Source organism: Natrinema sp. HArc-T2, from assembly GCF_041821085.1.
Classification (GTDB): domain Archaea; phylum Halobacteriota; class Halobacteria; order Halobacteriales; family Natrialbaceae; genus Natrinema.
This window is the reverse complement of record NZ_JBGUAZ010000002.1, coordinates 269,414-288,875: the sequence shown is the minus strand read 5'-3', so window position 1 is coordinate 288,875 and position 19,462 is coordinate 269,414. Positions and strand designations below refer to the sequence as shown.

Sequence of the window (19,462 nt, the reverse complement as noted above, 5' to 3'; positions counted from 1 at the left end):
TTCAGAAGACACTTATTGTGAGTCTGAAATATTGATGTATGAACCGCCCTCGCTCTCGACGTGCACTCCTCACGTCGGTGTCGGCGACGGTGGCGGTTGCGACGGGCGGTTTCGAGTACGCATCGAACGCCACGGACACACCGCCACTCGAGTCCGGAACCGTATCCGCCGACTGGTACGAGTGCAGTTCGGTCACACGTCCCGAGCCGACTGCACCGACCAACGACGATGCACTCGCGCCCAAACCGTATCCAGCACCGCCATCGACGATGGGCCCCGCCGCGACTCGCGACCGATCGACCGGCTCGTCTCCCAGCGACGACGAGCCGGTCGCGTACGTCACCGAGTTCGAGCGTGCGTATCGGCAGAACGAATTTCTCGCCCGGTACGGTACGACGACACGAGCGTTCGAACTCCGACGGACGGACTACCGAACGAGGACGCTCGGCTCGTCGTCGAAGCCGGCGATCCTGGTGGCGATCCGCTACGATCTCCGGCTGGGGACCCAACAGTCAGCTACCGGCCCGCGTGACCAGTGGGACGTCCACACCGTCTACTACGTCGACGAGCACGTCGTTCTTCGGGCACAATACAACGGCGTCGCCGACGAACTGTCGTTCAAACCAGATCCGCGAACGCACGGCGAGCTCGTGGCCTGCTTCGGTTGAAAAGGCTGGCGTGGTCAGATAACGACGCCGGACTGTAAGATCGCAATGAGGAGTGTCAGCGACGGGATCGAAAGCAGTGTCGTCAGGAACACACACGTCGAGACGTATTCGGAGACGAGCACCCCCTCGGTGCGGGCGCTACCGGCGAACTCGATGACGAGAATGAGCGGCGTCACCGCGGCGGGCATCGCAGTCTCGAGGACGAACACGCGCGCGACGGTCGGCTGCTGAAAGCCCAGCGCGAGCGCGATCCCGAGGCCGACGATTGGTGCAACACCCATCTTGAGCGCCGTCGCGGGCCAGGCCCGCGAGACCGCCGCGGCGGTGTCGGTGCGTGCGAGCTGGATTCCCAGAATGAGCAACATGAGCGGGATCGCGGCGTCGCCGACGAGTTGGAGCGTCTCCATCGCCGCCGTCTCCTCGGGTGGGACCAGATCCAGTGTCCGCGCGAGCAGCGCCGCGCCGACGGCGTAGACCAGCGGAATGTAGAACACCCGGCGGACGCCCGCGAACCCGGCCGACCCGCTGCTTCGGGAGGCGAGGTAGACGCCGACGGTGTACATCAACACCGACTGGATCGAGAGAAAGAGGACGGCCGTCCCGCGTCCGAGGTCGCCGAACGCGAAATCGGAGACAGGAATGCCGAGGTTCCCCGAGTTACAGAAGATCGCGACCAGTACCAATGCGCTCAGCGCCGGCTCTTCCTCGCCGACGGCGCGCCCGACGAGCTCGGCGATCCCCCACATCACTGCGGTGAACGCGACGATCCCGACTGTGACGCGAAGCAGCGTCGCCGCCTCGAGTTGTGTGGTGGCGAGGCTGTGAAAGACCAGTGCGGGTGCCAGTACGTAGACGACGGCCGTGTTCAGCGGCTCCGGATCGATCTCCTTGACGGTCGCGAGTACGTAGCCGACGCCCGCGATGGCGATGATCGGTCCGACTGCGGATCCGAAGATGGCCACCAGATCAGCCATCTGTTCGTGCTTGTCGTCCGGGTTGGGGCGTTCGGTTCGAAGGGTTCCTCGATCGTGCGACGATCGCTCTCTGCATTACGGAGGCAGATACTTCCTGCGTCCGCTATGGGGCTTCCGATTGCGGGATCGTCCGACATCGTCGTCTCTCACCGCTCGTCTTTTTAAGTGCTTCTGGCGACAAAATGAAGCTATGACGGGAGACCGGTCATTCTCGAGTGATTTCGATTGCCCAGCGGTGCCTTTCATACTACCGGACAACAGTCAGTGAATACTCGATCGCGTCTCGAGTGCGACCGAGGGATGAACCGTTTCGTCCGGCAGTATTAGCCGCGATTCGAACTGCCGATCGCACACCAGTTGCGATTGATCGACGCACTGTTCAACGCTCTAGCCGGTCTGCCAACTCTGCGATCCCCTCGGTAATCAGATCTGGTTCCGGGCCGAAGGGCTCCCACGGCGTCGATTTCCGGTCGAGCCAGACGCCTTGCATGCCGGCGTGGATCGCTCCCTGCACGTCGAACCACAGCGCCGAGACGTGGGCGAGTTCGTCGATCGGCGTTCCCGTGCGATCGGCGGCGTGGCGGTAGAGATCTGAATCGGGTTTGAACGTCTCGAGTTCGTCGGCGCTGATCGTGTCGACGACGAGGTCCTCGATCCCGGCGTGGTCGACCATCGAGTCGAGCATCTCCGGGTTGCCGTTCGAGAGCACATAGGTGTCGTAGCCGGCCTCGTGTAGCCGTTCGATGCTCTCGCGAACGTCGTCGAAGACCTCGAGTTCGTGGTACACTTCGAGGATCGCCTCGCGGTCGTCGGCGGGCACGTCGAGTCCGTGGGCTGCGAGTGCGTACGCGAGCGCGTCCCGGTTGATCTCGTAGAACGTCTCGTACTCCTCGAGGTGGTTCGCGACGAGCGTATACTGCATCGAGCGTTCCCGCCACGTCTGCGAGACCGATGTCGGGTCGTCGATGTCGGCGTGCTCTGTGAGCGCGGCTGCGGTCGCATCGACGTCGACGAGCGTGCTGTAGGAGTCGAACGTGATCGTCGTGACGCGGTCGGGATCGAATGCCATGGCGGGAGTATGTGGGGGAGTGACAAGAACGTGGCCCGTTCGTTCCGCCGGCAAACCGGTCGAACGAGAGTCTGCGTGCCGAAGCGACCGAAGCCGCTTAGTACGACTACCGACTGGTATCTCCCGTGAATCCATCGAACTGGCGGACGTACCTCGTCACGCAGGCGTCGTTGTCGGGTGATCGGACGACCCCGGAGATCGTTCGTGCGGCCATCGACGGTGGGATCGACGCCGTCCAGTTGCGCGAAAAGGAGACGAGTGCCCGTTCCCGGTACGAACTCGGTCACGAACTGCGCGAACTCACGGCCGAGGCGGGCGTCGACCTGATCGTCAACGACCGACTCGATATCGCACAGGCGATTGACGCCGACGGCGTCCACGTCGGCCAGTCGGATCTCCCGGTCGCGACTGCCCGTGACATGCTCGGGCCGGATGCGATCGTCGGCTGTTCGACGTCGACAGTCGCCGCCGCTCGCAAAGCGGCAGCCGATGGGGCGGACTACCTTGGCGTCGGAGCCGTCTACGGCACTTCCTCGAAGGATGTCGACGACGAGAACGACGGCGTCGGCCCGGCGCGGATCGCTGCCATCACCGACGCGGTCTCGATTCCGATCGTCGGCATCGGCGGCATTACGGTCGACAACGCGGGGGAAGTCGTCGAGGCGGGTGCGTCCAGCGTCGCCGTCATCAGCGAGATTACGGCAGCCTCACGGCCCCGCGCCGCGACCGAGGCGCTCGCCGATGTCATCGAAACGACAAAGTCAGTTGCTACCGGAGAACACGGACGATGAGTGTAACCGATATCGACGCCGCTGCCCTCGCGAATTCGATCCGGACGGTTCGCGAGACCGAACCGCTCGTCCAGTCGCTGACCAACACGGTGACGATCAACGACGTCGCGAACGTGAGCCTCCACTGGGGTGGGCTACCAGTGATGGCCGACTCGCCCGGTGACGCTGGCGAAATGGCCAATCTCGCGAGCGCCCTCCTGATAAACACCGGTCAGATACCGGAGAGCCGCGTCGAGGCGATGCACGAAGCCGGGCGAAAGGCAAACGAGCGCGACATTCCGGTCGTCCTCGATCCGGTCGGCGTCGGGTCGACGCCCTCGCGCGAGGCGGTCGCCGAAAGCCTCCTCTCCGAGATCGAGTTCACCGCTATCAAGGGCAACTACGGCGAAATCGCCGCCCTCACGGGTGTCGAAGCTGAGGTCAAGGGCGTCGAGTCCGTCGGCGACTACGAAGACATCGAGCGGACGGCCAGTTCGCTCGCCGAGTCGACCGATGCGCTCGTCGTCGCCTCGGGCGTCGACGACGTCGTCGCGGATGCCGACGGTGCCGTCCGACTCGCCGCCGGCCACGAGATGCTCGGCGAGGTCGTCGGCACCGGCTGTATGCTCGGTGCGACCGTCGCGACCTTCTGTGGCGCCCTCGAGGACGCCCATACTGCTGCCGTCCACGGCACGCTCGCCTTTGGACTTGCCGGCCAGCGGGCGGCCGAGATGGATCATATGGGGCCGGGCAGCTACCGGACGAACTTCCGTGACGCCGTTGCCGACATGACGGCCGAGGCTGTCGCCGAGTTCGATCTCGAGGAGCAACTCGAGCAGGTGCTCTGAGCGCGAGGACTTAATCTCACTTCAGGCAGCGTTCCCTCGAGCCGACAGCTATTGAAACTGTTTTGACACCCGCGGACGAAGCGAGTTGTATGAGTCGAGACGAACTCGAGAACGCGGCCGAATCGATCCGACAGGCAGCCGACGCTGCAGCCGACGACGAGACACAGGACCGACTCCAGAATCAGGCAGCGACGGTCGACGACTACGCCGATGCCGACCGCGGTCCAGACCACGGCCAGCTCGCACGCCACGAACACATCCTGAACGACATCGCGGACGACGAGGGCGGTGCCGTCGCGACGAACCTCGAGGACGCGCTCGAGTCGATCAGCGCGTTCCGGGAGACGGTTGAGGGCGTGTAGGGCGCTCGAGCGGCGGGTTCGCACACGGACCACGTGGCCTGTTTCACCGTCGAATACGCCGTGGCAGGCGGCTCCTGCGATTTCAGAAAACCACACAACAATTTATTTTATGCCTTTATTAGAATACTGTATAGTGGTTGTTGGACGGTTATAGATACCATTGATAGCTTTATCGTGGTACATGATGTCGTATTACATGGTTGTCTGCCAATGACACAAGAATGGACCATCAAGGGGGATTACGTCGAAGCCTGCAACTGCGATGTCGCATGCCAGTGCGTGTGGCTGGAGTCACCGGACGATGATATCTGTACTGTCTCGCTGGCGTGGCACATCGAGGAGGGAAACTACGGCGACGTCGACCTGAGTGGAATGGACGTTGGCATGCTCATCTCGACCGATGAGGGCGTCATGTTTGCTCCGGAGACGAAGTGGGATGTCGTGCTCCTCGTCGACGAGGAGGCAGATGATGACCAGCGCGAGGCCATCGAGGACATCTACTTCGGTCGCGCAGGCGGGATCTGGGCGCCCGTCGCTGACACGCACGTCAGATCTGCCGAGATGGCGACCGTTCCGATTACCTTCTCACGGGATGGTACGGACTTCTCCGTCGAGATCGAGGACGTCCTCGAAATGGACGCGAATGGCGCAGTCGGGTTTAACGAGGAGGTTGGCACGATCTCTCCACACCCGCTGACGAACGACCACGAGGTACAGACCGGGAAGTCGACGACTGCCACCGTCTCCTACGACGATCGGTTCACGTGGGATGTCTCGGGAAATAACGCCTACCTCGGTGATTTCGAGTTGGCAAACGCCTGACGCCGGCTATCCAGCAATCCAGACGATCAGTTATGGGTGCATATGACTCTCTCCACGATACGATCACCCATCGGCGGGTCCCGATTGTCGCGCTCGTCACCTATGTGATTGCGCTCCTTGCGTGGGCGGCGATCATCGGTCGCTGGCTGCCGATGCCCGGTGGGAGGACGGACATGCAGATGTCTGATCCGGGGGCGCCTGAGGCGATGGCTCTCTCGAACGGGGTGTGGGGGATCAGCCTGTACCTGTTCATGTGGGGCGTGATGATGGTTGCCATGATGTATCCCTCATCGGTCCCGCTCTTCCGACTGTACGCTGAGACGCTCGAGGGAACGACGACTACTGGGAAAGTAGCGCGATGCGGAGCGTTTCTCGGGACATACGCACTCGTCTGGACACTGACGGGGATCGTCCCGCTTGTCGTCAACGCGTTCGTCCCGGTTGCCAGTCTCGCGACCGCCCACGGGGGGCTCTTGATGGGCGGAACGCTGGTGCTCCTGTCGGGTTACCAGTTGTCCCCGTACAAACATCGATGTCTCCGATATTGCCGCTCACCGCTCGGGTTCCTTATGAGTCACCACCAGCCAGGGGTTCGGGGTGCTGTCCGGATGAGTTGGCAGTTCAGCGTCTTCTGCGTGGGCTGCTGTTGGGCGCTGTTCGCGTTTATGGTGATCGTGGGCTCGATGAACATCGTCTGGATGGCGCTCATCGCGGTGGTACTCTCGCTCGAACGGACAGTTGCGTGGGGTGAGCGCCTGGCACGTGCGGTCGGCCTCCTCGCTGGCACTGCCGGGGTGTCCATCGTCGCGATCGCGATAATCTAACCACCGCTCGAGAGCAGAAGCACGCACACGGCGGTGCCGGATCACACTACTGGTAGAACTCGACGGCAGTCGCTTTCGCCGCCCACGTACGGTGGCGACAGCTCGAAAACGGACGCCGTCGAGCGAGGGGAGTCAGCAGACCGGCTTGGGGTTCGCTCCCATTGCCTCGAGCGACTCGACGTACTCGTCGTAGGCGGCCTCGATCGCGCCCGCTGCCGCGTCTTCGGCCCGGTTCCAGTCCTCGTCGGTCTCACAGACCGTCTCGAGCAGCGATTTCGCGCGTTCAAGCTGGTCATCTAAGTCCGCGCCGAACTCGCGGAACAGGCTGGCTGTCTGGGGGTCGGCGTCGCCGACGAAGTAGCCGACGACCTGGTTTTTCGACCGCTGGCTCGCGAGGATGCGACCGACGAGCGCGCCGACACGGTCGACAGTGTCGGCGCGCTCGCGCAGGTACTCGTGGAGCTGTGGCGTCTCCTGTGGTTCGTAGTCGCCGTCGGCGAGTTTCTCGTCGACGGTCTCGTAGTGGCTCTGTTCCTCCTCGGCTGTGGTCTCGAAGGCTGCCTGTGCCTCGTCGTCGCTCTCGTCGTCGGCCCACGCGCTGAACGTCTGCCAAGCAGCGTACTCGGCGTCGGTGGTCGCCTCGAGGACCGGCTCGGTGTCGATGTCGCCGCCGGTGTCGGCGTAAAGCGACTTCGAGGAGCCAAGCCGCGAGAGCGCGGTCTGGTTCTCATCACTAACGGTTTCGACGAACGTTTCTGGATCAGTCATAGCGAATGCTTCGTGAGGGCTCGAGTTAGGTCTATCGTGACGATGCATGCAAAAGCCGTCTACGCTGGCGATAGCCGTCGATACGCGGGGATGGGGAAAACGGCTCCGTCAGCGCGCGGTTTAGTTGCCTTTCTCGATCGGTGCGCTGACGAGGTTGCCCCACTCGGTCCAGGAGCCGTCGTAGTTGACGGCGTCCTCGTAGCCGAGCAGCTCGTGCAGCGCGAACCACGCGACCGACGAGCGCTCGCCGATGCGGCAGTAGGCGACGGTCGTCTCGCTACCCGTAATGCCTTCCTCCGCGTAGAGGTCCTCGAGTTCCTCGCGCGTTTTGAAAGTGCCGTCGTCGTTGGTGACGGCGGCCCACGAGATGTTCTTCGCGCCGGGGATGTGGCCGCCACGCTGTGCGGTCTCCTGGAGTCCTGGCGGGGCCAGCACTTCGCCGGAGTACTCCTCGGGCGAGCGGACGTCGACGAGGGGGACGCCGCGTTCGATCGCCTTCTCGACGTCGTCGCGGTAGGCGCGAATGGTCTCGCGCGGCCCGGCGGCGTCGTATTCGGTTTCGGAGAACTCGGGTACCTTGTCGGTGGTCGGATAGTCGTTCTCGAGCCAGTATTCGCGACCGCCGTCGAGCAGATAGACGTCCTCGTGGCCGTAGTACTTGAACTGCCAGTAGGCGTAGGCGGCGAACCAGTTTGCGTTGTCGCCGTAGAGGACGACCGTGTCGTCCTCGCTGATGCCGTGGCTGCCCAGCAGGTCCTCGAAATCCGCTTTCGTGAGAATGTCGCGGGTGGTCTGGTCTTGCAGCTGGGTTTCCCAGTTGAAGCCGATCGCGCCGGGGGCGTGTGCTTCGTCGTAGGCTTCCGTGTCGACGTCGACTTCGACGAGTCGGTGGTCGGAATCGCCGTCTTGGAAGTCGTCGAGGCGCTCCTCGACCCAGTCAGCCGTGACGAGTGCGTCGTTAGCGTAGTCGTTTGCCATACACAGCTCTACACCTGGGATACACAAAGGAACTGCCTAACCGGTCAATTCGGACACCGGTCGACCGTGTCGGAAACACTTGCCGATGCTTTCCATGTCGATCTTGGCGGGTGTTCGGACGGGGCCTGTATTCAGCGGCCTCGAGGCGCACGCGAGTGCACCGTGCGTGACAGCGATCGAATCGCCCTCCAGAACAAGCAAAAATTGCCTCTGTCTCGGTAGCCGCCACTCGCCGTAATATCGGTGCGTACACGGATCTGCGCCACGTATGGCCGACTCATGGACGAATCCGTTATCGTGTCCCCCGACTGGCTCGCCACGCGGCTGGACGATCCGACCGTACACGTCGTCGACGTCAGAGACGCCTGGGAGTACGACGGGATCGGACACCTGCCGGGCGCAGTGAGCGTCCCGTTCGACAGCTACCGCGACGACAGCGATGTCGACCGGGGCACCTTACCCGGTTCCGCAGCCTTTGCCGACCTGCTCGGCGACGCAGGTATCAGCGAGGACGACACGATCGTCGCCTACGACGACACCCACGGCGTCTTCGCTGCCCGCTTCGTACTCACTGCTATCGAGTACGGCCACGACGACGTACGGCTGCTCGACGGCGATTTCAGCGCCTGGAACCGCGAGCACGAGACGACCAGCGAGACGCCCGAGATCGAACCGACCAACTACGAACCCGCCCCTCTTGAACCAGAGGAAAGCCCGCTCGTCGGCTACGACACGGTCGCGGACGCCCTCGAGCGTGACGCCGTCTTCGTCGACACGCGCGAGCAAGACGAATTCGAGGAGGCGCGTCTGCCGGGTGCCGTGCGGTTCGACTGGCGCGAGGTCGTCGACGAGCAGTCCCGGCGGCTGAAACCCGAGGCCGACCTCGAGGACCTGCTCGCCGACCGTGGAATCACGCCCGACCGCGAGATCGTCCTCTACTGCAACACCGCCCGCCGGATCAGTCACACCTACGTGGTTCTGACGGCGTTGGGCTACGAGGATGTCCACTTCTACGAGGGCAGTCTCACAGAGTGGCTCGAACACGACGGCGCGGTCGAAAGTGGCCCCGTCGACGACTAACCGCTCACGTCTCGCCAGTCCGGCGCCGTCGAGTAGGTCGTCTCGGACAGTTCGTCGAACGCCGCGTAGACGACCTCGTTTAGCGCGGGGTGGACGTGAACCGGGTCCACGACATCGTCGACGGTGCCGCCGCCGTCCATCGCGACGACTACCTCGTGCAGCAGCGTCGATGCCTGTGGACCAACGATGTGACAGCCCAGAATTTCGCCGTCCGGTCCAGCGAGTGCCTTGACGAACCCGTCGTCGGCCGCCAGGATCATCCCGAGCGGTGCAGCCCCGTACGGGACGGTGACGCCCTCGTACTCGCGGCCCTCGTCCTCAAGGCCGCCTTCCGTCCGGCCCACGCTGGCGACCTGCGGATCGGTGAATATCGCGTGGGGCATCGCCTCGTAGTCGACGGCCCGCTGGCTCTCCTCGAGAACGTTTTCGGTGACGATGCGGGTTTCGTAGTCTGCGGCGTGCTTGAACGGCGGCGCACCGATCGCGTCGCCGAGCGCCCAGATCCCGTCCGCGGTTGTCTTTAGGAACTCGTCAGTCTCGACGGCACCCGTTTCGTCGGTTTTGACGCCCGTCGCCTCGAGGTCGAGCGTGTCAGTGTTCGGCTGCCGACCGGTCGCGATCAGCAGCTCGTCGGCGTCGAGGGTGACAGTGTCGTCGCTCTCGTCATCCGTCGGTTCAGCGGTCACGGTGATACTGCCGTTTGCCTCGTCGACTGCGACCGCCTCGTAGCCCGTATACACGTCGCAGTGTGTCTCGAGTGAGTCGGTCACGACGGCGCTGACATCGTCGTCCTCGCGGGGGACGAGTTGATCGCTCCGACCGATGATCGACACGTCGGCATCGAGTGCGCCGAAAAAATAGCCCAGTTCGGCACCGATGTAGCCGCCGCCGACGATCACCAGCTCGTCGGGTCGTTCGTCGAGGAAGAGCACGTCGTCGCTCGTGCGGTAGTCGATGTCCTCGAGGCCGTCGATCGGGGGTTCCATTGGTCGACCGCCGACGGCAATGATGACCGTCTCGCCGCGGATCCGCTCCGTGTTCGTCGTCTCGTCGGTCGGGTCGATTTCGATCGTGCGATCGTCGACGAATCGACCCACACCGCGGTAGAGAGTGACGTTATCGCCGGCTCGCAGGTTCGCGGCCTTGTTCGCTGCCTGCTCGTAGACCGTGTCGTGGATCGAGGACGTGATCTCGTCGTAGTCGACGTCCGTCGCCTGTGCGTCGACGCCGACCGCTTCGGCACTCCGTACCTCCTCGAGCACGTCTGCACGGTGGATGAGTGCCTTCGAGGGAACGCAACCACGTGTGATACACGCGCCGCCGAGTGGTCCGGGTTCGACGACGGCGGTCTCAAGACCCTGCTGGGCGCCTGCGGTGGCGACCTGACTGCCCGAGCCGCCACCGAGTACGACGATGTCGTATGCCTCCATATCGGCATCGTCCACGGACGGTCGCGTAAAACGGGCGCCTGCGATTCATACGGTCTGCTGTCACTGGTTACCGGCGCACCCGCATGACCGGTTGCGGATGCGCCGGAACTGACTGACAGGAGTCCGTATCACACACTATGACATGGTCGGGATGGCCGCACCTACAGCCAGTCGTCGCCCGGATCGTCGGCGGTCGCTTCCTTGTACGACTCGACCGCCGCCGCGAGGTTTGCGATGGCCTCCTCGGGCGTCTGTCCCTGGCTCGAGACGCCAGTCACCTCGTCGTCGGCGATGTGGAGGCCGTGCTCGTTTTGGCGCATGGTCACGTCCGCGTCCGCGAGCGCCTCGTACTCGGAGGGGTCTACGTCTGCGTCGGAGCTCATACGCGGGCGTTGTCGCGGTCGGGTGAAATACTCACCGACGCGGTTCGGCTTCTCGTCATGGCCGCTCCGGCAACTCGTATCGGCTGTAGAAAAAGCCTTTAACGCCATCGCCCCGTAGACCGAGCAAATGGTACTCGACGATCTCGGGAGTTCTCTGCGGGGCACCCTGGACAAGCTCCGCGGGAAGTCGCGACTCAGCGAAGAAGACATCGAGGAGATCGTCAAGGAGATTCAGCGATCGCTGCTCTCCGCCGACGTCGACGTCTCGCTCGTGATGGAGCTGTCGGACAGCATCAAAGAACGTGCACTCGAGGAAGAACCCCCCGCCGGCACCCCGGCACGGGACTTCGTCCTCCGCATCGTCTACGAGGAGTTGGTCGATCTCATCGGCGAGTCGACCGAACTGCCCCTCGAGGAACAGACGATTCTGCTGGCAGGGCTGCAGGGGTCGGGGAAGACGACCTCCGCCGCGAAGATGGCCTGGTGGTTCTCGACGAAGGGGCTGCGTCCGGCGGTCATTCAGACCGACACCTTCCGGCCCGGTGCCTACCAGCAGGCCGAGGAGATGGCCGGTCGCGCCGAGGTCGACTTCTACGGCAACCCGGACAACGACGATCCGGTCGAGATCGCCCGCAAGGGCCTCGAGGAGACCAGCGAAGCCGACGTCCACATCGTGGACACGGCGGGTCGCCACGCGCTCGAGGACGACCTGATCGACGAGATCGAAGACATCGAGGATGTCGTCGAGCCCGACACCTCTTTGCTCGTCTTGGACGCTGCGATCGGGCAGGGTGCGAAGGATCAGGCCCAGCAGTTCGACGAGTCGATCGGGATCGACGGCGTCGTCATCACGAAACTCGACGGGACGGCGAAAGGTGGCGGTGCGCTGACCGCGGTCGATCAGACCGACTCCTCGATCGCCTTCCTCGGGACCGGCGAGGAGGTCCAGGACATCGAGCGTTTCGAGCCCGATGGCTTCATCTCGCGGCTGCTGGGGATGGGCGATCTCAGCCAGCTCGCCGAACGCGTCGAACGCGCGATGGAGCAGACCGAGATCGAGGAAGACGACTGGGACCCCGAGGACATGTTGCAGGGGCAGTTCACCCTGAACGACATGCAAAAGCAGATGGAGGCGATGAACAACATGGGGCCGCTTGACCAGGTGATGGACATGATCCCCGGCTTCGGCGGCGGGATCAAAGATCAGTTACCCGACGACGCGATGGACGTCACGCAACAGCGGATGCGTACGTTCAGCGTCATCATGGACTCGATGACCGAGGCCGAAAAGGAGTATCCCAAGGCCATCGGTGCGAGCCAGATCGAACGCATCGCTCGCGGGTCGGGCACCAGCGAGGAGCAGGTCCGAGAACTGCTCGAGCAGTACAAGATGATGGAGAAGACCATCAAGCAGTTCCAGGGGATGGGCTCCGACAAGGAGATGCAGCGCATGATGCAACAGATGCAACAGCAAGGCGGCGGTGGCGGTGGTGGCATGGGCGGGATGGGCCCGTTCTGATCGGTTTCCGACGCTTTTCCCACCGACAGCAGCTCCCGAAACACATACCGAAACCGACGTTTCTGTTGCCACTACGTTAATATCGTTCTAGACGAACCTTCTCGTAGAATGAACCGTCGGCAGTATCTCGCCCGCACCGGCGCGGCCGGTGTGAGCACAGGCCTCATAGCGTCACTCTCCGGCTGTCTCGGTAGCCTTCCCGGATCGTCGGACGAACCCACCGTCGCGGTCAGCGATCGAACGGGTGAACGCGCACTCGACCGCGCCGCAGGCAGTCTGAACAAGGCCGCACAGTCACTCGAAGAACTCACAGGCCTCGAGAATCCCGAGGAAGTCGAGTTCGATCCGACCGAACCGCGTGACCACCTCGAGACGGCTCGCGATCACCTCCAGACGGCCGAAACCGAACTGGGCGATGACCGCGCGGCAGACATCGAAACGCTGCGCTCGTATGCGAACGCCCTCGACGGGCTCGTTTCGGTGACCGTGACCGTTACCGACGAGACGATCGCCGACGACATCGACCACGTCAATGCGACACTCGAGGAAAGCGGCGATCTCGAGCGAGCAAACGAGATCATCGATACTCGCTACACGAAACTTGGCGACGCACGCCAACGCTACGAGCAGGTGGACGCGACGATTGCGGATATCGACAGTGACCGACTCACCGAACTCTCCGGAGTCAAACTCGCCGACCTCGAGGACGGGGCGGCGGCGCTCGGCGATGCAGTGACTGCGCTGGAGACGCTCGCGGGTGCGTACGACGCGACCCTGGACGCCGACGACGGATACGGCGCACTCGAGAGTGGGCAGACACACGTCGATAACGGCGAGTACGAGGCCGCACAGGCCGCCTTCGAGACCGCCGAGGCGACGTTTTCGACATCGCTCGATCGACTCGAGGCCGGCCAGACCGAGGCCCCGGACGGGCTTACCGGCTACTTCGAGACGGCAACCTGCCAGAACCGCCATCTCGCCGACGCGGCAACGGCGTTCGCGGACGGGGCAGCCGCCGCAGCCGACGGCGATCCGGCTGCCAGAACCTACCAGTCCGAGGGCGAAGACGAACTCGAGGCGGTCGGGAACTGTGCCGACTAATCGGACGATTCGGTTGTCGCCGCATCGCGTTCGTTGACAGCGATCGGCGGGAGGTCGTCGATCAAAACGACTGCACTCCCCTCGAGCACCGTCGTGTCGTCGCCGTCGAGCACGACGGTCTCGATCCGGTACTTCGATCCCCCGAGGTCTTCGACGACTTCGCAAACTGCGGTGGCACGATCACCGATCGGTAACGGTGCACGGAAACTACTCTCCTGTGAGAGGTAGATCGTCAGCCCCGGAAGTCGGGCGAGTGCCGCGCTGATCAGTCCGTTTGCGAGGACGCCGTGGACGATTCGCTCACCGAAGCGTGTCTCAGCCGCGTAGTCGTTCTCGAGGTGGAGCCGATTGGTGTCGCCGGTCACGTCCGCGAAGGCCTCGACGTCGTCGTCGGTGATCGACTTCGAGAAGCGAGCGGTGTCGCCGACCGCGACGGTCGACTCGTCTGCACTGTGGTACTCGAACGCCCAGTCGTCACGCTCGTATTTCGTATCGGTCCTGACCTGTCGGCGTGTCAGTGTGGTCTCGGGTCGGCCACGTTCGCGGGCCAGGTGTGGGACGTAATAGGAGAGTTCCGTCGTCGTGATGATCCCCACGAGCGGGCCGTGGTCATCGGTATTCCCACCGTCGACGACCGGTAGGTGTTCGATGTCCGACGACTGCAGCAACTCGACGGCATCGACGATGGATGCGGTCGACTCGACTGTCGTCAGCGGCGTCGACATGACTGCCGACAGTTCGACGTGGCCGAGGTCTCGCCGTTCGCACAACTGTGTCGCGAAGTCACCTTCCGTGACGATGCCGACGGGGTCGCCGTCTCGAGCCACGATCACCGAACTGACGCCCTCGTCGCGCAACAGCGTCGCCGCCTCAGTCGCGGTCGCATCCGGCGGGGCGGTGACGACGTCCTCGACCATGATCTCGGTGACTGGGATCGTGTCGTACATTTGACGACACTACGTGGTCGAACCTCATCAGTCATTGTGCCCTTCTCGTCGTGCGACCGGGGCTACAAGATGTCCTTCCGATGTCGAACCGAATCAGACGGACTACTGTACGTCATTTCCGGCGCACCCGCATGACGGGCTGGGGTGCGCCGGTAACCAGTGACAGCAGACCGTATCAGGCGTCGACCGGTCGCCCGTCTTCGGTCGGCGGCGCAATGTGGTCGATAAATTCCTCGAGGCTCGGCTCGTCGACCCGGACGCGGACGGCGATCTCGCCGAGCTCGTCGGGCTCGCCAACCGAGAAATTGACGCGGTCCTCGAAGGCGGCCTGCTTCTTCAGCGCGAAGCTGAAGGTATCTCCCTCGCGGTTCGCAAAGAACTCGCCGCGGGCGGTATCCAGAATCTCTTGGCGGTGGAGTAGCTCGGAGAAGTGGTCCATCGCGTGGGCCTCGGCGCGGACCTCGCCGAACTCCTCTTCGATATCAGCGTTGGGAAAGATATTCGCGACGGCGTCGATCACGCGGCTCGTAACCTCGGTGTCGTAGATCGGTGCCGTGATCTCGACGTCGACGCGGTAGATCTCGCTCATGGGTCGGCTTCGGCCTCCGCACGTTTTTCGTCGTCGGTTCCGCGGATGAGCGAGCGGATTTGCTCGTGGAACGCCTCGAGCGAGTCGGTGTTCTCGACGACGACGTCAGCCCGGTCCATCGCGTCGTCCATCCCGAAGCCGCGCTCGCGCTCGTCGCGGGTGGCTAGGTCTTCGCCACCCTCCGCGGCGCTTGCGTCCCGGCCGCGGTCGTCGATCCGCTCGGCCCGAACCTCGAAGGGAGCCTCGATGCTGACCAGCGTGAACGCGTCGCCGAACTCGTCTTCGAAGACGTCGACCTCGACGTCCGAGCGGATGCCATCGACCAGCACCGTGTCGTGGTCCGCGAGGCGGTCCTCGATCATCGGCAGCGACCGCTCGGCGATCGCTGTCGGGCCGTTTTCCTCGCGCAGCGCCTGTGCGACCGTCCCGTGGTCTTTCGCGGGATCGAGCCCGCGGTCGGCCGTCTCCTGGCGGACGACGTCGCCCATCGTCACCACCGGGATTCCGTCTTCGCGTGCGACGGTGGCGGCCTCGCCCTTCCCGCTGCCGGGCAGTCCCACCGTTCCGATGACGTGCATCGGAGGAACGTACCGTCGAGACGTGCATAAACGCTGTGTTCGTCGCTCGCACCATTGTGGCCCGCGACTGCCGTTCCCGGGTCGCTGCAACGGTTTTATCTCCGGTTTTACTGCGTTGCAATCCGGTTCGGTGTATCTTATGCGTCCGCTATCGATCGATTTCTCACGTGGAACCGACGCGTTCGACGGTCGTATCTCGCTCAACCGTCCGAACTCTGCATAATTCGAGCAAACTCCGATTGATAGCTGAAACGGAGATACGCCGTTATGTGGCTGTCAGGAACAGAGACAGGTGCCGTATCATGACAGACAAGATCATCGACAGGCGTCGGTTCACGGCCGGAGTCGGCGCTGGACTGGTCGCTGCAGTGGCAGGTTGTATGGACAGCGGTGAATCCAGTGACGAAACGTCGGGCGGAACGAACGATGGATCCGGCGGGTCCGGTGGCTTCGGTGCCGACGAAAACGAGTCCGACGGCGGTGGACTTGGAAATGAATCTGACGACGGTGGGCTCGGGAACGAGTCCGACGACGGACTGGGTAACGAGTCTGACGACGGAAACACCGACTCGAGCAACGAGTCAGACGGCGACACCGTCACCGAAAACGAGAGCGACGACGAGTCCGAGGTCGAGTTCTGACGCCGGTCAGCGACACCGGTGACGCGCTCGTAATCTGGTTCTCTTTTTCAGACGATTCGCCCGCTCGCGTCGGGTACTGGCCGCCGGAATCCCAATTGCTTATACTGTTCCATCGTGGATGCTGACTCGAGGGCACGTAGCTCAGTCCGGAAAGAGCGTCGGACTTCTAATCCGACGGTCGTGGGTTCAAATCCCATCGTGCCCGCTGTTCTGCGAGGAACGGACGTGACGAGCGAACAGTGAACTGAGATGGATTTGAACTAGACGGCGGCGAGCGTAGCGAGCCGACGGCGTGGTTCAAATCCCATCGTGCCCGGCCCTTGTTTGTCGTCCTCGAGCACAAACCCTCAAGAATCGGGCCACCAACACGATCGTATGGACGGTCGCGTGTGGCAACTCCTCGTCGATCCGGCGGCGTTTTTCGACGCCGAAGCGCCCGCACTTTCGCAGTCGGTCGGCGTGCTCATCGCGACCGGCGCGGTATGTCTGGGGGTGATTCCACCGGTGCTCTCGTTGCTTGAATCGCCGGTGATCCCCGACGAGGTGGTCTTCGATGCGTTTCCGCCGATTCAGTACGTTACGGCCGACTGGGCGGTTTCGCTCCCCGGAACCGTGGGGATTCTCCTCGGGGCGGTGCTCGTGTTACCGCTGGTCGCCTGGATCGCGTTCGCAGCGCTGTTTTACCTGCTCTCGTGGCCGATCGCAAGCGTATCCGGGTTCGACCGCACTGTCAGTCTCGTCGCCTGGGGGTTCGTTCCCCAGCTTCTCGCGAACGGCGTCACACTCGTCGCGCTGTTCGTCGCCTTTCCGGCGACGCCGACCGAGATCTGGCGGCTCGGCGTTACGCCCCCGGCGCGGATCTACGCGTCGCCACCCGGGTTCGATCCGTTGTTCGCGGCGACGACCGTCGTCGGCGTGGGCTGTACGCTCTGGTCGGGCTATCTGTGGGCCCATGCTATCACCGCGGCTCGCGGGCTGACGCTTCGACAGGGACTTGCCGTCGTCGCCGTGCCGACGGTGCTCGTCGTCGGGCCGGTTTAGGTAACTCGAACGCGGTGGTGCTCGAGGTCGGCTTCGAGCCGATCGGCGGCTCGGAGTCGCAGGTTCCGTGCCTGCCGGTCGGTGAGCCGCGAGTCGGGCATGCGGTCGGCAAGGGGGTCGTACGCCGACGGCGTGAACCCGAGTCCGCGCAGGTAGCGTTGGACCCCCGTGCCGTCGAGTCCATCGTAGATGGCCGCGTCGGTGACCGACTCGACGGTGTCGAACGCGGGGAGGGAAAGCGGGTCGCGGGCCCCTCTCGAGTCGACGGCTGCGTCCGAAGCGATGGCCGCTGAGTCGTCGACAACTGTTCCGTTGGCGTCGGCCTGCGAGACGATCGATCGGACTGCGCCTGCGAGTTGCAGCACCTGACTCGGCAGGGCCGTGTCGGGCGAGCGCCACTCGACCGTGGGCATCGCGGTTCGCAGTCGAACCGGGTTCCAGACCGCGTCGTAGGGGCTGAATTCGGCTTCGAAGGTAGCCCGGTCGACGCCACGCTCCAGCGCACGCTCCCGAAACGAGTTGTAGGCATCTTCGAGTCGCTGCTCCCACTCGGCGACGCTGTCGACGTAGGGCCAGAGCTGGCCCTGTTCGGGGCAGGTCTCGTAGCACGAGCGACGGTAGAGGAACGGTCGGGCGCACTCGAGGATGCGTTCGCCGCGGTAGTGTGCGGCGCTGTTGACGAGCGCGAAGGCCGGATCGATCGCGGTCAGGGCGTTGAGCTGGTCGACGACGTTCGATTGTTCGAAGTGGACGTGTGTCCCGGCACAGAACCGCGCGTCGTCGAACGTCGGCCCGACGATCCGTCGCTGGAGGTCAGTACTGTCCTTCTCGCGGTAGGGGATGTCGGCAGGCGAGGCGGACAGCGGTGTCGCCAATGGGACGAGCCGCTTGTGCTGGTCGTGTGCCGCGTCGACGACGCGACCGATCCGGTCGCGTAGCTCCTCGCGGAGTTCGGTCATCGACTCACACGGGGTTGTCTTGATCTCGAGCATCGGCTCGACGAACTCAGGATCGACCTGATCCGAGACGTCGAGCAGTGTCTCGGGTGGGGCGAGTTCGCCGTCGTCGTCAACGACCCAGTATTCCACTTCGAGGCTGGTTTTCATAGATGTCTTCGTTGGAGCGGAGTGACTGGCCCTCGAGCAATCCGTCACCGGGCCATCTCTGGTGACCGGCAGTCGGTGATCGACGGCCGTACCGAAGGCACGGCAGTCGACCCGTCCGCCGGTCGTTCTCCTGTGGGATGTGGCGGTATGCACGAGCCACGCGAAGGGGTTGAGCCTGCACCGGCAAGTCGTGATGGCTGTTGCCAGCACTCACTCGGAGCATCTCCGGGGCCACTGACACCAGTGTTACGTGGTTGCTCCGGGGCCGCTGCTAGATTGATACGTCTGCAGTAACATTGTGTAACTACAGATGAGCGACGAGACCACTCCGGACGACGTATCGGTGATCGTTGTCGGCGGCGGCCCTGCTGGACTGAGTGCGGCGCTGTTCACAGAGAAAAACGGCCTCGAGACGACGGTGTTCGACATCGACGAGACGTGGATGCACAAGGCCCACCTGTTCAACTACCTCGGGATCGGCTCGGTCGGCGGCAGCGAGTTCATGGCGACGGCCCGCCAACAGGTCGACGACTTCGGCGTCGACCGCCGACAGGACGAGGTAGTGACCGCGGTCAGCGAGTCCGGCGACGGCTTCGTCGTCGAAACCGAGGACGGCGAATACGAGGCCGACTTCGTCGTGCTCGCGACCGGCGCGAACCGCGACCTCGCCGACGACTTGGGCTGTGCGTTTTCTGACGACGACACCGTCGACGTCGGCGTCGACATGGAGACGAGCGTCGACGGCGCGTACGCGACCGGCGCGATGGTCCGCCCCGAGGAGTGGCAGGCCGCCATCTCCGTGGGCGACGGTGCTGCCGCGGCGCTCAACATCCTCTCGACGGTAAAAGGAGAACACTACCACGACTTCGACGTTCCCGACGACGCCGCGCGCGTCTTCGGCGAGCACGTCGCGGAGTAATCGCGACACCAGCCGACCCATTCGACCGAACCGACTCACACAACC

The 19,462-nt window shown here is 63.8% G+C and carries 22 protein-coding genes and 1 tRNA gene; 13 read left to right on the top strand and 10 right to left on the bottom strand.

Going from position 1 to position 19,462, the window contains the following annotated elements:
- The first annotated feature begins 38 nt into the window (after positions 1 to 38).
- Entirely contained in the window at positions 39 to 668 is a 630-nt protein-coding gene (locus ACERI1_RS05920) for a hypothetical protein (RefSeq protein WP_373617151.1), read from the top strand.
- A 14-nt stretch (positions 669 to 682) separates the two neighbouring features.
- Here ACERI1_RS05920 and ACERI1_RS05915 read toward each other — a convergent pair whose 3' ends face one another.
- A complete protein-coding gene (locus tag ACERI1_RS05915) occupies positions 683 to 1,642 on the bottom strand; it encodes an AEC family transporter (protein ID WP_373617150.1) in 960 nt (319 codons plus the stop codon).
- 379 nt (positions 1,643 to 2,021) lie between these two features.
- On the bottom strand, positions 2,022 to 2,711 hold the full coding sequence (locus ACERI1_RS05910; RefSeq protein ID WP_373617149.1) for a haloacid dehalogenase type II: 690 nt from the start codon (positions 2,709 to 2,711) through the stop codon (positions 2,022 to 2,024).
- Positions 2,712 to 2,836: 125 nt separating this feature from the next.
- On the opposite strand from ACERI1_RS05910, the gene thiE reads away from it, so the two are divergent.
- From thiE to ACERI1_RS05885, 5 genes are all read left to right on the top strand, one after another.
- Positions 2,837 to 3,502, top strand: coding sequence for a thiamine phosphate synthase (gene thiE, locus ACERI1_RS05905; protein WP_373617147.1), 666 nt, complete (start codon positions 2,837 to 2,839; stop codon positions 3,500 to 3,502).
- Positions 3,499 to 4,329, top strand: coding sequence for a hydroxyethylthiazole kinase (thiM, locus tag ACERI1_RS05900; protein ID WP_373617146.1), 831 nt, complete (start codon positions 3,499 to 3,501; stop codon positions 4,327 to 4,329). Before thiE ends, thiM begins: the two co-directional genes overlap by 4 nt.
- A gap of 89 nt (positions 4,330 to 4,418) precedes the next feature.
- On the top strand, positions 4,419 to 4,691 hold the full coding sequence (locus ACERI1_RS05895) for a hypothetical protein (RefSeq protein WP_373617145.1): 273 nt from the start codon (positions 4,419 to 4,421) through the stop codon (positions 4,689 to 4,691).
- Positions 4,692 to 4,901: 210 nt separating this feature from the next.
- Positions 4,902 to 5,513: a DUF1326 domain-containing protein gene (locus ACERI1_RS05890; protein ID WP_373617144.1), complete on the top strand. Its 612-nt coding sequence runs from the start codon at positions 4,902 to 4,904 to the stop codon at positions 5,511 to 5,513.
- A gap of 32 nt (positions 5,514 to 5,545) precedes the next feature.
- Complete coding sequence (locus ACERI1_RS05885; RefSeq protein WP_373617143.1) at positions 5,546 to 6,337, top strand: DUF2182 domain-containing protein; 792 nt, start codon at positions 5,546 to 5,548, stop codon at positions 6,335 to 6,337.
- A gap of 132 nt (positions 6,338 to 6,469) precedes the next feature.
- Here ACERI1_RS05885 and ACERI1_RS05880 read toward each other — a convergent pair whose 3' ends face one another.
- Both ACERI1_RS05880 and ACERI1_RS05875 read right to left on the bottom strand, forming a co-directional pair.
- Complete coding sequence (locus ACERI1_RS05880; protein ID WP_373617142.1) at positions 6,470 to 7,105, bottom strand: rubrerythrin family protein; 636 nt, start codon at positions 7,103 to 7,105, stop codon at positions 6,470 to 6,472.
- 120 nt (positions 7,106 to 7,225) lie between these two features.
- Positions 7,226 to 8,083 carry a sulfurtransferase gene (locus ACERI1_RS05875; RefSeq protein WP_373617141.1) on the bottom strand — a complete coding sequence of 286 codons (858 nt, stop codon included), beginning with the start codon at positions 8,081 to 8,083 and terminating at the stop codon, positions 7,226 to 7,228.
- 279 nt (positions 8,084 to 8,362) lie between these two features.
- Between ACERI1_RS05875 and ACERI1_RS05870 the strand changes: the two genes are divergently transcribed.
- Positions 8,363 to 9,163 (top strand): sulfurtransferase, encoded by an 801-nt coding sequence (locus ACERI1_RS05870; RefSeq protein WP_373617140.1) that lies wholly within the window; start codon positions 8,363 to 8,365, stop codon positions 9,161 to 9,163.
- Here the strand turns inward: ACERI1_RS05870 and ACERI1_RS05865 are convergent.
- Positions 9,160 to 10,593 carry a dihydrolipoyl dehydrogenase gene (locus ACERI1_RS05865; protein ID WP_373617139.1) on the bottom strand — a complete coding sequence of 478 codons (1,434 nt, stop codon included), beginning with the start codon at positions 10,591 to 10,593 and terminating at the stop codon, positions 9,160 to 9,162. The two genes, ACERI1_RS05870 and ACERI1_RS05865, sit on opposite strands and share 4 nt — an antisense overlap.
- 161 nt (positions 10,594 to 10,754) lie before the next feature.
- Positions 10,755 to 10,976 (bottom strand): type II toxin-antitoxin system HicB family antitoxin, encoded by a 222-nt coding sequence (locus ACERI1_RS05860; RefSeq protein WP_373617138.1) that lies wholly within the window; start codon positions 10,974 to 10,976, stop codon positions 10,755 to 10,757.
- A 127-nt stretch (positions 10,977 to 11,103) separates the two neighbouring features.
- Between ACERI1_RS05860 and ACERI1_RS05855 the strand changes: the two genes are divergently transcribed.
- Both ACERI1_RS05855 and ACERI1_RS05850 read left to right on the top strand, forming a co-directional pair.
- A complete protein-coding gene (locus tag ACERI1_RS05855; RefSeq protein WP_373617137.1) occupies positions 11,104 to 12,495 on the top strand; it encodes a signal recognition particle protein Srp54 in 1,392 nt (463 codons plus the stop codon).
- A gap of 108 nt (positions 12,496 to 12,603) precedes the next feature.
- Positions 12,604 to 13,596, top strand: a complete 993-nt coding sequence (locus ACERI1_RS05850) for a hypothetical protein (protein WP_373617136.1) — start codon at positions 12,604 to 12,606, stop codon at positions 13,594 to 13,596.
- Here the strand turns inward: ACERI1_RS05850 and ACERI1_RS05845 are convergent.
- The 3 genes from ACERI1_RS05845 to ACERI1_RS05835 form a co-directional block, all read right to left on the bottom strand.
- Complete coding sequence (locus ACERI1_RS05845; RefSeq protein WP_373617135.1) at positions 13,593 to 14,543, bottom strand: CBS domain-containing protein; 951 nt, start codon at positions 14,541 to 14,543, stop codon at positions 13,593 to 13,595. The two genes, ACERI1_RS05850 and ACERI1_RS05845, sit on opposite strands and share 4 nt — an antisense overlap.
- A gap of 175 nt (positions 14,544 to 14,718) precedes the next feature.
- Positions 14,719 to 15,132, bottom strand: coding sequence for an RNA-binding domain-containing protein (locus ACERI1_RS05840; RefSeq protein ID WP_373617134.1), 414 nt, complete (start codon positions 15,130 to 15,132; stop codon positions 14,719 to 14,721).
- On the bottom strand, positions 15,129 to 15,710 hold the full coding sequence (locus ACERI1_RS05835) for an AAA family ATPase (protein ID WP_373617133.1): 582 nt from the start codon (positions 15,708 to 15,710) through the stop codon (positions 15,129 to 15,131). Before ACERI1_RS05835 ends, ACERI1_RS05840 begins: the two co-directional genes overlap by 4 nt.
- Before the next feature lie 302 nt (positions 15,711 to 16,012).
- Here ACERI1_RS05835 and ACERI1_RS05830 point away from each other — a divergent pair, with 302 nt between their 5' ends.
- The 3 genes from ACERI1_RS05830 to ACERI1_RS05820 all read left to right on the top strand — a co-directional run bounded on the left by ACERI1_RS05830 (position 16,013) and on the right by ACERI1_RS05820 (position 17,392).
- Positions 16,013 to 16,351: a hypothetical protein gene (locus tag ACERI1_RS05830; RefSeq protein ID WP_373617132.1), complete on the top strand. Its 339-nt coding sequence runs from the start codon at positions 16,013 to 16,015 to the stop codon at positions 16,349 to 16,351.
- A gap of 130 nt (positions 16,352 to 16,481) precedes the next feature.
- A tRNA-Arg gene (locus ACERI1_RS05825) sits at positions 16,482 to 16,556 on the top strand.
- 170 nt (positions 16,557 to 16,726) lie between these two features.
- Positions 16,727 to 17,392, top strand: coding sequence for a YIP1 family protein (locus tag ACERI1_RS05820; RefSeq protein WP_373617131.1), 666 nt, complete (start codon positions 16,727 to 16,729; stop codon positions 17,390 to 17,392).
- Here ACERI1_RS05820 and ACERI1_RS05815 read toward each other — a convergent pair.
- Positions 17,389 to 18,498 carry a glutamate-cysteine ligase family protein gene (locus tag ACERI1_RS05815; protein ID WP_373617130.1) on the bottom strand — a complete coding sequence of 370 codons (1,110 nt, stop codon included), beginning with the start codon at positions 18,496 to 18,498 and terminating at the stop codon, positions 17,389 to 17,391. The two genes, ACERI1_RS05820 and ACERI1_RS05815, sit on opposite strands and share 4 nt — an antisense overlap.
- Before the next feature lie 310 nt (positions 18,499 to 18,808).
- Here ACERI1_RS05815 and ACERI1_RS05810 point away from each other — a divergent pair, with 310 nt between their 5' ends.
- Positions 18,809 to 19,417, top strand: a complete 609-nt coding sequence (locus tag ACERI1_RS05810) for an FAD-dependent oxidoreductase (protein ID WP_373617129.1) — start codon at positions 18,809 to 18,811, stop codon at positions 19,415 to 19,417.
- Positions 19,418 to 19,462 lie beyond the last annotated feature (45 nt).

Coding starts and splice junctions, on each gene's coding strand:
- thiM (WP_373617146.1), top strand. CDS start 3,499: ATGAGTGTAACCGATATCGACGCCGCTGCCCTCGCGAATTCGATCCGG.
- ACERI1_RS05815 (WP_373617130.1), bottom strand. CDS start 18,498: ATGAAAACCAGCCTCGAAGTGGAATACTGGGTCGTTGACGACGACGGC.
- ACERI1_RS05880 (WP_373617142.1), bottom strand. CDS start 7,105: ATGACTGATCCAGAAACGTTCGTCGAAACCGTTAGTGATGAGAACCAG.
- ACERI1_RS05835 (WP_373617133.1), bottom strand. CDS start 15,710: ATGCACGTCATCGGAACGGTGGGACTGCCCGGCAGCGGGAAGGGCGAG.
- ACERI1_RS05870 (WP_373617140.1), top strand. CDS start 8,363: ATGGACGAATCCGTTATCGTGTCCCCCGACTGGCTCGCCACGCGGCTG.
- ACERI1_RS05845 (WP_373617135.1), bottom strand. CDS start 14,543: ATGTACGACACGATCCCAGTCACCGAGATCATGGTCGAGGACGTCGTC.
- ACERI1_RS05830 (WP_373617132.1), top strand. CDS start 16,013: ATGACAGACAAGATCATCGACAGGCGTCGGTTCACGGCCGGAGTCGGC.
- ACERI1_RS05885 (WP_373617143.1), top strand. CDS start 5,546: ATGGGTGCATATGACTCTCTCCACGATACGATCACCCATCGGCGGGTC.
- ACERI1_RS05920 (WP_373617151.1), top strand. CDS start 39: ATGAACCGCCCTCGCTCTCGACGTGCACTCCTCACGTCGGTGTCGGCG.
- ACERI1_RS05820 (WP_373617131.1), top strand. CDS start 16,727: ATGGACGGTCGCGTGTGGCAACTCCTCGTCGATCCGGCGGCGTTTTTC.
- ACERI1_RS05850 (WP_373617136.1), top strand. CDS start 12,604: ATGAACCGTCGGCAGTATCTCGCCCGCACCGGCGCGGCCGGTGTGAGC.
- ACERI1_RS05875 (WP_373617141.1), bottom strand. CDS start 8,083: ATGGCAAACGACTACGCTAACGACGCACTCGTCACGGCTGACTGGGTC.
- ACERI1_RS05895 (WP_373617145.1), top strand. CDS start 4,419: ATGAGTCGAGACGAACTCGAGAACGCGGCCGAATCGATCCGACAGGCA.
- ACERI1_RS05915 (WP_373617150.1), bottom strand. CDS start 1,642: ATGGCTGATCTGGTGGCCATCTTCGGATCCGCAGTCGGACCGATCATC.
- ACERI1_RS05855 (WP_373617137.1), top strand. CDS start 11,104: ATGGTACTCGACGATCTCGGGAGTTCTCTGCGGGGCACCCTGGACAAG.
- ACERI1_RS05840 (WP_373617134.1), bottom strand. CDS start 15,132: ATGAGCGAGATCTACCGCGTCGACGTCGAGATCACGGCACCGATCTAC.
- ACERI1_RS05865 (WP_373617139.1), bottom strand. CDS start 10,593: ATGGAGGCATACGACATCGTCGTACTCGGTGGCGGCTCGGGCAGTCAG.
- ACERI1_RS05890 (WP_373617144.1), top strand. CDS start 4,902: ATGACACAAGAATGGACCATCAAGGGGGATTACGTCGAAGCCTGCAAC.
- ACERI1_RS05910 (WP_373617149.1), bottom strand. CDS start 2,711: ATGGCATTCGATCCCGACCGCGTCACGACGATCACGTTCGACTCCTAC.
- ACERI1_RS05860 (WP_373617138.1), bottom strand. CDS start 10,976: ATGAGCTCCGACGCAGACGTAGACCCCTCCGAGTACGAGGCGCTCGCG.
- ACERI1_RS05810 (WP_373617129.1), top strand. CDS start 18,809: ATGAGCGACGAGACCACTCCGGACGACGTATCGGTGATCGTTGTCGGC.